This is a genomic window from Stutzerimonas stutzeri SDM-LAC (genome assembly GCF_000235745.1).
GTDB lineage: Bacteria > Pseudomonadota > Gammaproteobacteria > Pseudomonadales > Pseudomonadaceae > Stutzerimonas > Stutzerimonas stutzeri_H.
Window position 1 is genome coordinate 42,210 of the sequence record NZ_AGSX01000116.1, and the last position, 10,318, is coordinate 52,527.

Sequence of the window (10,318 nt, forward strand, 5' to 3'; positions counted from 1 at the left end):
ATGGAAACGTGAGCGAAGTAGACCCCGACAAGGCACCGCAGCAACCGAAGGGCAACGATTCCGTCGCCAATCAGAGTCCAATCAATAAAGACGCCCCGAGGGATTCGAAAGAAGCCCCGAAGGCGCCGCCACCGATAACACCTGCCAGTGCCAAATCTGATGCGCGTGGCGGCGGCAAAGGGTTGGCCGGTCTGGCCCTGCTGGTCGCCCTCGCAGGTCTGGCCGCGGGGGGCTACAGCGTCTGGCAGACTCAGCAACTGGCCGATCAGGAGCAGCAACAGCAACAGTCAACGCAGGCGGCGAGCGAACAGACCCGCCAGTTGGGTGAGCGCAGCCAGCAGCTGGCCAGTCGTCTCGGTAAGCTCGAACAGCTGCCCTCGGCGGAGCAACTGGAGGATCGTCGTCGTTTGCTTGCCGAGTTGCAGAGCGATCAGCAACGGCTGGCAGGGCGTGTCGAGCAGGTTCTCGGGTCCAGCCGCGAGCAATGGCGGCTCGCCGAAGCCGAGCATCTGCTGCGCATGGCGATGTTGCAGCTGTCGGCCATGCAAGACGTGAACAGCGCCGAATCGCTGCTCGCCGAGTCGGATTTGATCTTGCGCAAACAGGACGATCCCGGTGCCTACGCGGCACGGCAGAAATTGCTCGAAGGGCTAGAGGCGTTGCGCAGCCTGCCGGAACTGGACCGCACCGGTTTGTTTCTTCAGCTGGGTGCGTTGCGCGGCCAAGCCAACCAACTCAACGGTCTGGCTCCAGAATTCGAGGCGGGCCAGGCGGGAAGTGAGCAGGCTGATAGCCGCTGGCAGCGTTGGCTGAATGAGCTGACCCGTTATGTGCGTATCGATTTCGACGCCGGCAATAGCGTCAAACCGCTGCTTGCGGGCCAAAGCCTGGCGCAGGTGCGGTTGGCCTTGTCTCTCGCCATCGAGCAAGCGCAGTGGGCCGTGCTGAACAGCAACGAAAAGGTCTACCAGCAATCGCTGGAGCAGGCCGCGCAGCTCATCAACGATCACTTCAGCGAAGAAAACGGGCAGAGCCGAGGCCTTCGGGATCGCATCGAAGAGCTGAAAACGCGCCAGGTGTCGGTCAGCCTGCCCGATCTTTCACCAGCGCTCCGTGCACTGCAGACCTATGTGCAGAAGCGCGAATCGTCCGAAAGTAATGCGTCGCCTGCTGACAGCAAACCGCAACAGCCGGAAGAAGATGCGAGCCCGAAACCGGACCAGCCAGCAACTGAAGAGGCCTCAGCCGAAGAGGGGCAGCGCGCATGAAGCGATTCGCCTTTGTCCTGATCCTGCTCATCGCAATCGTTGGGTTCTTCGGCTGGGCCATCGCACAGGACGCAGGCTACGTCCTGATCAGCTATGACCGCTTCCGCTACGAGTCGAGCTTCTGGATATTCCTTGGTCTGATCGCGTGCCTGTGGCTGCTGGCGATGGTCGTGCACTGGGTGCTCGGCCTGCTGCATACGTCCGGAGCCCTGGTCAATCCGTGGTCGCGTCGTCATCGCGAGCGGCGTGTCAGCAACGCATCCCGCAGCGGTTTGCGAGAGTTGGCCGAGGGCCAGTGGAGTCACGCGCTGGGCCATTTGCGCTCCGCTGCCGAGCACGATCACCAGCCGCTGGTGCATTACCTTGGCGCCGCCCGTGCCGCCAATGAACTGGGCGAGCATGAGCAGAGCGACGAGCTGCTGCGCAAGGCAAGGGAGCGCGAGCCCGAGTCGGGGCTTGCGGTTGGCCTGACCCAGGCGCAGCTGCAGATCGCCAGAGGCCAGTATGGCGAGGCGCGGGAAACGCTCAATGCGCTGCACAGCGATCACCCTCGTCATGCTTATGTGCTGACCCTGCTGCAGCAGCTCTACGTTCAGCTGCAAGACTGGTCTGCGTTGTGCCGCTTGCTGCCCGAACTGCGCAAGCATCGGGTATTACCGCCGGCTCGCTTGAGTGAGCTCGAGTTGTTGGCCTGGACTGCAGCGCTTGAGCAAACCGGTCAGGCGTCAGCCACCAGCAACGAGGAGGCGCTGCAGGCGCTGAATCAGAAGTGGCAAACCGTCCCGTCCGGGTTGCGCAGTGAGCCTCTGCTGGTGCGAGCCTACGCTGACGGACTGTCCCGCCTAGGCGCCGATGCGAAGGCCGAAGAGGTGCTCTACGCAGCGCTCAAGCGTCAGTTCGATGATCGACTGGTGGAGCGTTACGGCCGCCTTCGCGGTCAGGACCCTGCGCGTCAGCTGGCGAACGCGGAAAACTGGCTCAAGGCTAATCCGGAGAATGCCGAGCTTCTGCTCGCGCTTGGTCGGCTGAGCATGCGCAACGCGCTATGGGGCAAGGCCCGCGATTATCTCGAAGCCAGCCTGCGCTTCGAGCACCGTCCGGAAACCTGCGCCGAGCTGGCGCGATTGGTGGCCCAGCTGGGCGACAACGAGCGCAGCAACCGGCTGTTCCAGGAAGGGCTGGGGCTGCTTGATCAATCCAGCGCCAACCGGATACAGACAACCCGCAGCAGTTAGCAGATGGCGCGGCCGCTCGGGACGTGACATCTGTCCCGCGCTGCTGTGGCAGTTTGCGTATGGCTTGCAGCTCGCTGCGAGCCGCACTACCGTAGCGAACTTTTCCTGTCTGCGGAGTCACCATGAACCTGGCCAGTCCACGTTCGCTGTTTCTTCTGGCCTTCATCGGCTGCGTGTTGATGATGGTCGCTGCGCTGTATCTCGAGCATGTTGTCGGACTGGCCCCCTGTCCGCTGTGCATCGTTCAGCGTATCTGTGTCATCGGCTTTGGCCTGGTCTGTCTGGTCGCGGCGTTGCACGGCCCGCGTAAGACCGGTCGACGGGTTTATTCGGTTCTGGCATTGCTCTGCGCCGTTGCTGGCGGCGGCACGGCGATACGCCAGATCTGGCTGCAGAACATGCCTGCCGACCAGCTCCCGAGCTGTCTGCCCAGTCTCGAATACATGATGGACGCCCTGCCGTTCCAGGAAATCGCCAGGCTGGTGCTTCACGGTACGGCCGAGTGCGCCGAAGTCAGCTGGACCCTGCTCGGCATGAGTATTCCCGAGTGGACCTTGCTTGCCTTCATCGCTATGGCCGTCTTTTGTTTCTGGCAGCTGTTGCGGCGTGATTAAAGCTTTTTGTTCGAGCGTGCGAATGATCGCTGTTGTTGGCGGTCAATGAGCAAGGCGTAGCGGGGTTGTCGAAAGAGCAGAATGAAAATGATGCTGCTGCTTGATGCATCCTTCTCTGCGGCTTAGTCTGCCCTGGCGGCGTCGGTTTTCTGCCAATTTCGCTGTCACTCACCCAAGGCCGATATCCCAAGACAAAAAACCGTCTCGGAAGGCGCAACAAGAAACATCGATTAGGGAAGTGAGGTCATCATGCTCGAGAGCTGTCGGAACGCCCAGGAACGCTGGGGAGGTGTACACCTGCTGATAGACCGCTGGCTGCAGGAACGCCATGCATTGATCAACGCATTCGATGGGCTGCATGGAGGTGTCGAAGCGGGTACCCGCCAGGCCTTGCAGAAGTTCTGTGAACTCTTGCTCGACTATGTTTCGGCTGGTCATTTCGAGATCTATGAGCAATTGCTCAACGAAGCTGAAGCCTTTGGTGACGAGCGCGGCCTGGATCTGGCGCGTCAGATTTATCCTCGTATCGAGGCAATCACCCAGGTGGCGGTTGCTTTCAATGATCGTTGCGACAAGGGCGATTGCCTTGAAAGCCCAGGCCTTCCGGACGAGCTGAAGCATCTGGGGCGTTTGCTACACGAGCGCTTCGAGTTAGAGGACTGCCTGATCGAAGTGCTGCACACGGCGCATAAGCAGCCTGCGGCTACCGCCTGATCTGCGCCACTCAGCTGCGAGCGAAGGATCGCTTGTAGCATGCCTCGCTGGTTGGTTGGCGGATCACTGCAGCCCGTCTAGTATGGTTGCACCAATCCCGCCAGGAGGCGCTTTCATGCCAGCAACGAAGAACGCGGTCACGACTCCGCTGCACTTGCTTCAGCAGTTATCGAAGAGTTTGGTGGAGCACCTGGAAAAGGCCTGCACGGATGCACAGAAGGACGCAGAGCTCCTCCTGGCCAAGCTAGAAAAGCAGCGCGGCAAGGCTCAGGAAAAACTGGTCAAAGCGCGAGCCAAGCTCGACGAGGCTGGCAGTGCGGGCAAGTCGAAAGCCCAAGGCAAGGCGCGTTCAAAACTGACCGAACTGGATGACATGCTCGCGTTGCTGCAGACACGGCAGAGCGAAACCTTGAGCTATCTGGCCGATCTTAAACGCGATGCCGAGCAGAGCCTGAGCCTGGCGCAAGGTGTCACACAGGTTGAAAAGGCTGCGGCACAAGCACTGGCATCACGCGGCAAGGCCACGCCATCGCGTTCGGCTTCAGCGCAACGCAAGGCTGCGCGCGCTACAACAAAGTCAGGTGCTGCCAAGCCGGCAACAACCAAGCCAGCTCCGACCAGGCCATCGTCCAGCAGTTCAAGCCCGGCGGCGAGCAAGCCAGCAGTCAAAACCCGCACGCGGCCGGTAGCTTCCAAAGATGGCAAGCCAACCACCGCTAACGCTTCCGGCGACCCAGCGGCAGTAGCTGGTAGTGCTGCGAAACGCCCCGCCCGGCCTGCCAGTAGCCGCGCAAAACCCAAACCGGCTACAGCCAATCCATCCGGTGCTGCCAAGCCCGCTGCAACGCGCAAGCCTCCATCAACCAGGACCCTCAGCGCGGATCAGCCCGCACCGCCAGCGTCCAGCTGAGAAGCCGCACGGCGCAGTACGTTCAGCAATGCGCGCGGGTCGCCATCGACCCCTGCGCACAGTGGGTTCAGCCAGTTGTCCGATCCGTCCTCTGCCAGCCAATGCTGTGTTACTCGCTGAAGGCGATCGAGCTGAGTCCGTTCGGCATCCAGTTCCAGCGTTTTGACACGCCTGCGCAAGTCGGCAAGTTCTGTGTCGCCGGCTGCTTGCTCACGCCACGCCTGGCGCAGGTTTCGCAAGGGCAATACGACTGCGCTCTGCCAATCCTTGCTGAGTTGTTTCAGTGCTTCCAATCGCTGTGCATCCCAGCGGGCGCCGCGGGTCTCCAGCCAGCTGCAGGCGAGGAGCAGGCACACGTCCAGTCCTAGCGCCTGCAATTCAAGGCACGCCTTTTCCACGCCAGGCTCCGCATAGCAGGCAACGGCAAAATTCCAGAGGTCGTCGTTCTTCATCTGCAGTGGTTTTTTTCGTGGGCAGCCGGATGGATTTCCGGGCGACCTGATAAACTCCGCCGCCATTATGATCCGACTCCAGAACCTCACTCTACAGCGCGGCCCGCAGCGTTTGCTCGACGGCGCCGATCTGACTCTTCACCCTGGCCAGAAGGCGGGGTTGGTCGGTGCCAACGGCGCCGGTAAATCCAGCCTGTTCGCCTTGCTGCGTGGCGAATTTGCCGCAGATGGCGGCGACTGCCAGATTCCGCCGGACTGGCGCATCGCGCACATGCGCCAGGAGGTCGACGTGCTCGACCGGTTGGCGGTTGATTACGTGCTGGACGGCGATACCGAGCTGCGCCGCATCCAGGGCGAGCTGATCGAGGCTGAAGCTGCCCACGATGGCAGCGCGCTGGCTCGTTTGCATACCGAACTCGATAACGCCGACGGCTATACCGCTGACGCGCGGGCGCGCAAGCTGTTGGCAGGCCTGGGCTTTGCCAACGAACAGATGGATCGACCGGTCAGCAGCTTTTCCGGTGGCTGGCGAATGCGCCTGAACCTGGCCCAGGCGCTGATGTGTCCGTCGGACTTGCTGTTGCTCGATGAGCCGACCAACCACCTCGATCTGGACGCGATCCTCTGGCTGGAAGCCTGGCTCAAGAGTTATCCGGGCACGCTGATGCTCATCTCTCACGACCGCGACTTCCTCGACGAGGTGGTTGGTAACGTGGTCCATGTTGAACAGCGCAAGCTGACGCTCTATCGCGGCGGTTATTCAGCCTTCGAGCGGGCGCGCGCCGAGCGTCTGGCTCAGCAGCAGCAAGCCTTCGAAAAGCAGCAGGCGCAGCGCGAGCACATGGAGGATTTCATCCGCCGCTTCAAAGCCAAGGCGAGCAAGGCGCGTCAGGCGCAAAGTCGGATCAAGGCACTGGAACGGCTAGAAGAGCTGGCGCCGGCGCATATCGATTCGCCATTCGACTTCGTGTTTCGCGAGGCGGATAAGGTCTCCAGCCCGCTGCTGGATCTTGAACAGGGCCGTCTTGGCTACGGCGAAAAAGTGGTGCTGGACAAGGTCAAGCTGCAGCTGGTGCCCGGCGCGCGTATCGGTCTGCTCGGTCCCAACGGTGCGGGCAAGTCGACGCTGATCAAGACATTGGCAAACGAACTGCAGCCATTGGGTGGCCGTCTGCAGCGTGGCGAGAATCTGGTGATCGGCTATTTCGCCCAGCATCAGCTCGACGCCCTGGATGCCAAGGCCAGTCCGCTGTTGCATTTGCAGCGCATTGCACCGGGCGAGCGTGAGCAGGTGCTGCGCGATTTCCTGGGTGGTTTCGATTTCCGCGGCAATCGCTGTGACGAGCCGGTGCTCAATTTCTCCGGCGGTGAAAAGGCGCGACTGGCGCTGGCGCTGATCGCCTGGGGCAAGCCCAACCTGCTGTTGCTCGACGAACCGACCAACCACTTGGATCTGGAGATGCGCCTGGCTCTGACACTGGCGCTACAGGATTTTGAGGGTGCGGTGTTGGTGGTGTCACACGATCGCCATCTACTCAAGAGCACGACCGACGAGTTTCTGTTGGTGGCTGAAGGGCGGGTCGTCACCTTCGATGGAGACCTCGAGGATTACGCGCGATGGTTGGTGGATTTTCGCGCCCGCCAGCAGCCAATGAGCGCAATCGAGCCATCCGGCGACAAGACCGACAAACGCGCCTTGCGTCAGGCGGCGGCTGCTTTGCGGCAGCAGTTGGCGCCGCTCAAACGCCAGGCGGACAAATTCGAAAAGGATCTGGTCGGTGTGCATGACAAGCTGGCCGTGCTGGAGCAGCGACTCGGTGATGCCGCGCTCTATGAGGTGGCGCGCAAGGATGAGCTTCGCGAGCTGCTGGCCAAACAGGCTGAGCTAAAGGTGCGCGAAGGCGAGCTGGAAGAGGCCTGGCTGGAAGCGCTCGAAGCCCTGGAGAGCCTGCAAGGGCAGCTCGAGGGTAGCGCATGAACGAGTCGCTAATGTTACTGCTCCAGCAGTGGCGCGACCCGCTACTGCTTGGGCTGCAGGTCATCCTGATCCTATTTATCGCCTACCTGTTGCAACGGCTGGTGGCGCGCGGGCTGGAACGGCTGGGCAGGCGCTATCCGTTGCCGCCTGAACTGCTGCTGCCGCTGCGGGGCGGTATTCGCTGGTTCATCATGGGCGGTGCGCTGATCATGGTGCTCGAGCGCTTCGGGGTTTCGGCAACCGTTCTCTGGACCGCTTTCTCCGGGTTCGTTGCGGTCGCCGCCGTCGCCTTTTTTGCGATCTGGAGCGTGCTGTCCAACCTGCTTTGCGCCGTACTCATCATGACGGTGGGGCCTTTTCGGTTGGGCGATCTGGTGGAACTCGTGGAGAGCTTCGACAAGCCCATCGTCAAAGGCCGCGTCATCGATATCAACCTGCTCTACACCACGCTGGAGGAAATCTCCGAGAGCGGAACTGGTGCGATCGTTCAGGTGCCAAATAGCTTGTTCTTTCAGAAGGTCGTGCGCCGCTGGCGCGGGACCGACATCCAAACTTCCAATAACCGCACACACGAGTAGCACTCATGGAATGGCTTAGCAGCCCAGAAATCTGGGTCGCGTTTCTGACGCTGACCGCCTTGGAAATCGTCCTTGGTATCGACAACATCATCTTCATCTCCATTCTGGTCGGACGTTTACCCAAGGAGCAGCAACCCAAGGCGCGCTTCTTCGGGCTGGCCCTGGCGATGGGTACGCGGATTCTCTTGCTGTTGTCGATTGCCTGGGTAATGCGCCTGACCAATGACCTGTTTACGGTCTTCGAGCAAGGCGTATCCGGGCGCGACCTGATTCTGTTCTTTGGTGGCTTGTTCCTTTTGTTCAAGAGCACCATGGAAATCTGGCACAGCGTCGAGGGAGAGGAAGAGCAGGATGGAACCACCGGCGGTGCGGTTAAAGCTGGGTTTGTCGGCATCATCCTGCAGATCGCGGTGATCGATATCGTCTTCTCGCTGGATTCGGTGATTACCGCAGTGGGTCTGGTGGACAACGTACAGGTGATGATCGCCGCGATCGTCATCGCGGTTGGGGTCATGATGTTGGCGGCTGGCACCATCAGCAACTTCATCGAGAAGCATCCGACGCTGAAGATCCTCGCGCTGTCGTTCCTGATCGTGGTCGGCACCCTGCTGGTGGCCGAAGCCTTTGGCGCGCATGTGCCCAAGGGTTATGTGTACTTCGCCATGGCGTTCTCCCTGGCAGTAGAAGCCCTCAACATCCGCATGCGCAAGGCGATGAATCGCAAGCTGAAAGAGCCTGTGAAACTCGGCAAGGACATGCCGGACTGAGAACCATAGCCGGCTGCGTCTGCTCGGCGCAGCCGATGGTGTGAGGATCAACCATGACGTTCGAAACCTGGCTTGCCTTCTTCGTCGCCTGTTGGGTCATCAGCCTTTCGCCGGGCGCAGGGGCGATCGCCTCGATGTCCTGTGGCTTGCAATACGGCTTCTGGCGCGGCTACTGGAACGCCATAGGGCTGCAGATCGCGCTGGCGCTGCAGATCGCAGTCGTGGCGGCCGGGGTGGGCGCCGTGCTGGCGACCTCTTCGCTGGCTTTTAGTGTGATCAAGTGGTTTGGTGTCGCCTATCTGCTGTGGCTCGCCTTGAAACAATGGCGAGCGCTGCCGGAAATGCTCGACGACAGTTCCGCGCCGCGACCAATCGGCCGACCGCTGGCATTGGTGTTTCGCGGCTTTCTGGTCAATGCCAGCAACCCGAAAGCCATTGTGTTCATTCTTGCCGTGCTGCCGCAGTTCCTCGATCCGCAGGGGGACCTGGTAGTGCAGTACCTTCACATGGGGGCAACGATGGTGGCCGTCGACCTGATTGTCATGGCGGGCTATACCGGTCTGGCGGCGAAGGTGTTGCGGTTGCTGCGCACGCCGCGCCAGCAGCGGCTGGTCAACCGCAGCTTCGCCGCCATGTTCGCCGGTGCTGCCGCCTTGTTGGCCACCGTGCAGCGGGCGGTAACATGACGGCAGCCGTACCGTTGCGGGTATGGGTTGACGCCGATGCGTGTCCCAAGGCCGCAAAAGAACAGCTGATCAAGTTCGCGCTCAAGCGCAAGTTCGTAGTGGTGCTGGTGGCTGGGCAGAGTCAGATCAAGCCGGCCTTCGCCTGTGTTCGCCTGATCGTGGTGCCGAGTGGCCCGGATGCTGCGGACGATTATCTGGTCGAGCACGCACAGCCCGGCGAGCTGGTGATTTGCAGTGATGTGCCGCTGGCTGATCGCCTGGTGAAGAAGGGCGTGGCTGCGCTCGATCCACGAGGGCGAGAGTTCGATGAGGGCAACATGGGCGATCGTCTGGCAGTACGGAATCTATTCACAGACCTGCGTGAGCAGGGGCAGGCGGGCGGTGGCCAGGCGGCGTACGGCGACCGTGATCGCCAGGCATTCGCCAACGCGCTGGATCGTCTATTGACGCAGCTCGCTCGCACCGGTGTTCGCTAGCCGACGGCCGCTGCAGCAGGGTCTGTTTCCTTTCAGGTTGCGCTTTGCGATCAACCGCAGAGATAGGTGCCGGTGCCGACTGCGATCAATACACCTTCTTCGTTGTGCAGCTCTGAGCGCACCACTGCCACCTTGTTGCCGGAACGCAACAGCGTTGCGGCGGCGCTGAAACGTTCGCCACGCCCTGGGCGCAGATAGTCGATTCGCAGGTCGATAGTGCCAAGCCGCGACAGGCGCAAGGCGCGCGCTTCGGTCGTCAGGTGCTGATGCTTTTCGAAGGCGCCGATCATCGCCATGGCGCCGCCCACGACGTCGAGCAGTGACGCGATCACCCCGCCATGCAGAATGCCGTGAAAGAAGTTGCCGACCAGCTCGTGCTTCATTGGCAAATGCATCACCACGCGCTGGCGGGTCACTTCGCCCAGCTCGATGCCCAGGTATTCGTTGAACGGAATGCGCTCGAACAGCTGACGCACGGCCTGTTGTTGTTCTTCGATGGTATCGATCGGGAGATTCATGCGTCAGGCTCTCGGGCAGGTCGGGCTAAGCTGCCGGAGGGCGACGGGATTGAACAGTGGCGCGGCGGGTGCGCCAGTGAGATTGGCTGGATCGCCACGACGCGAGCGCGACAATTCCCGCC

Annotated in this window: 12 protein-coding genes; 10 read left to right on the forward strand and 2 right to left on the reverse strand. The window is 61.4% G+C overall.

Annotation, left to right across the window (positions count from 1 at the left end; all coding sequences use genetic code 11):
* Positions 1-8 precede the first annotated feature (8 nt).
* The 5 genes from PSTU_RS20755 (at position 9) to PSTU_RS0111995 (ending at position 4,741) form a co-directional block, all read left to right on the forward strand.
* Positions 9-1,268: a uroporphyrinogen-III C-methyltransferase gene (locus tag PSTU_RS20755; protein ID WP_019341268.1), complete on the forward strand. Its 1,260-nt coding sequence runs from the start codon at positions 9-11 to the stop codon at positions 1,266-1,268.
* On the forward strand, positions 1,265-2,503 hold the full coding sequence (locus PSTU_RS0111980; RefSeq protein ID WP_019341269.1) for a heme biosynthesis HemY N-terminal domain-containing protein: 1,239 nt from the start codon (positions 1,265-1,267) through the stop codon (positions 2,501-2,503). Before PSTU_RS20755 ends, PSTU_RS0111980 begins: the two co-directional genes overlap by 4 nt.
* Before the next feature lie 122 nt (positions 2,504-2,625).
* Positions 2,626-3,117 carry a disulfide bond formation protein B gene (locus PSTU_RS0111985; RefSeq protein WP_019341270.1) on the forward strand — a complete coding sequence of 164 codons (492 nt, stop codon included), beginning with the start codon at positions 2,626-2,628 and terminating at the stop codon, positions 3,115-3,117.
* 249 nt (positions 3,118-3,366) lie between these two features.
* Positions 3,367-3,831, forward strand: coding sequence for an Rsd/AlgQ family anti-sigma factor (locus tag PSTU_RS0111990; protein ID WP_019341271.1), 465 nt, complete (start codon positions 3,367-3,369; stop codon positions 3,829-3,831).
* Positions 3,832-3,946: 115 nt separating this feature from the next.
* Positions 3,947-4,741, forward strand: a complete 795-nt coding sequence (locus tag PSTU_RS0111995; RefSeq protein ID WP_019341272.1) for an AlgP family protein — start codon at positions 3,947-3,949, stop codon at positions 4,739-4,741.
* On the opposite strand, the gene PSTU_RS0112000 is transcribed toward PSTU_RS0111995, so the two are convergent.
* On the reverse strand, positions 4,714-5,193 hold the full coding sequence (locus PSTU_RS0112000; RefSeq protein ID WP_019341273.1) for a TIGR02444 family protein: 480 nt from the start codon (positions 5,191-5,193) through the stop codon (positions 4,714-4,716). The two genes, PSTU_RS0111995 and PSTU_RS0112000, sit on opposite strands and share 28 nt — an antisense overlap.
* A 67-nt stretch (positions 5,194-5,260) precedes the next feature.
* On the opposite strand from PSTU_RS0112000, the gene abc-f reads away from it, so the two are divergent.
* From abc-f to PSTU_RS0112025, 5 genes are read left to right on the forward strand one after another with little or no spacing between them, the layout of a single operon-like run.
* A complete protein-coding gene (abc-f, locus tag PSTU_RS0112005; protein WP_019341274.1) occupies positions 5,261-7,171 on the forward strand; it encodes a ribosomal protection-like ABC-F family protein in 1,911 nt (636 codons plus the stop codon).
* The gene (locus PSTU_RS0112010; protein ID WP_019341275.1) at positions 7,168-7,749 is read left to right on the forward strand and encodes a mechanosensitive ion channel family protein; all 582 of its coding nucleotides are present in this window, start codon (positions 7,168-7,170) and stop codon (positions 7,747-7,749) included. The genes abc-f and PSTU_RS0112010 overlap by 4 nt, the downstream gene beginning before the upstream one ends.
* Before the next feature lie 5 nt (positions 7,750-7,754).
* Complete coding sequence (locus PSTU_RS0112015; RefSeq protein ID WP_019341276.1) at positions 7,755-8,516, forward strand: TerC family protein; 762 nt, start codon at positions 7,755-7,757, stop codon at positions 8,514-8,516.
* Positions 8,517-8,569: 53 nt separating this feature from the next.
* Positions 8,570-9,202: a LysE family transporter gene (locus tag PSTU_RS0112020; RefSeq protein WP_019341277.1), complete on the forward strand. Its 633-nt coding sequence runs from the start codon at positions 8,570-8,572 to the stop codon at positions 9,200-9,202.
* 14 nt (positions 9,203-9,216) lie between these two features.
* Positions 9,217-9,678, forward strand: a complete 462-nt coding sequence (locus tag PSTU_RS0112025) for a YaiI/YqxD family protein (RefSeq protein WP_029404747.1) — start codon at positions 9,217-9,219, stop codon at positions 9,676-9,678.
* Positions 9,679-9,728: 50 nt separating this feature from the next.
* Here PSTU_RS0112025 and PSTU_RS0112030 read toward each other — a convergent pair whose 3' ends face one another.
* Complete coding sequence (locus PSTU_RS0112030; RefSeq protein WP_019341279.1) at positions 9,729-10,196, reverse strand: thioesterase family protein; 468 nt, start codon at positions 10,194-10,196, stop codon at positions 9,729-9,731.
* Positions 10,197-10,318: the final 122 nt, after the last annotated feature.

Bases quoted from the DNA above. Each gene is read 5' to 3' on its own strand.
- PSTU_RS0111980 (WP_019341269.1), top strand. From the start codon at position 1,265: ATGAAGCGATTCGCCTTTGTCCTGATCCTGCTCATCGCAATCGTTGGG.
- PSTU_RS0111985 (WP_019341270.1), top strand. From the start codon at position 2,626: ATGAACCTGGCCAGTCCACGTTCGCTGTTTCTTCTGGCCTTCATCGGC.
- PSTU_RS0111990 (WP_019341271.1), top strand. From the start codon at position 3,367: ATGCTCGAGAGCTGTCGGAACGCCCAGGAACGCTGGGGAGGTGTACAC.
- PSTU_RS0111995 (WP_019341272.1), top strand. From the start codon at position 3,947: ATGCCAGCAACGAAGAACGCGGTCACGACTCCGCTGCACTTGCTTCAG.
- PSTU_RS0112000 (WP_019341273.1), bottom strand. From the start codon at position 5,193: ATGAAGAACGACGACCTCTGGAATTTTGCCGTTGCCTGCTATGCGGAG.
- abc-f (WP_019341274.1), top strand. From the start codon at position 5,261: ATGATCCGACTCCAGAACCTCACTCTACAGCGCGGCCCGCAGCGTTTG.
- PSTU_RS0112010 (WP_019341275.1), top strand. From the start codon at position 7,168: ATGAACGAGTCGCTAATGTTACTGCTCCAGCAGTGGCGCGACCCGCTA.
- PSTU_RS0112015 (WP_019341276.1), top strand. From the start codon at position 7,755: ATGGAATGGCTTAGCAGCCCAGAAATCTGGGTCGCGTTTCTGACGCTG.
- PSTU_RS0112020 (WP_019341277.1), top strand. From the start codon at position 8,570: ATGACGTTCGAAACCTGGCTTGCCTTCTTCGTCGCCTGTTGGGTCATC.
- PSTU_RS0112030 (WP_019341279.1), bottom strand. From the start codon at position 10,196: ATGAATCTCCCGATCGATACCATCGAAGAACAACAACAGGCCGTGCGT.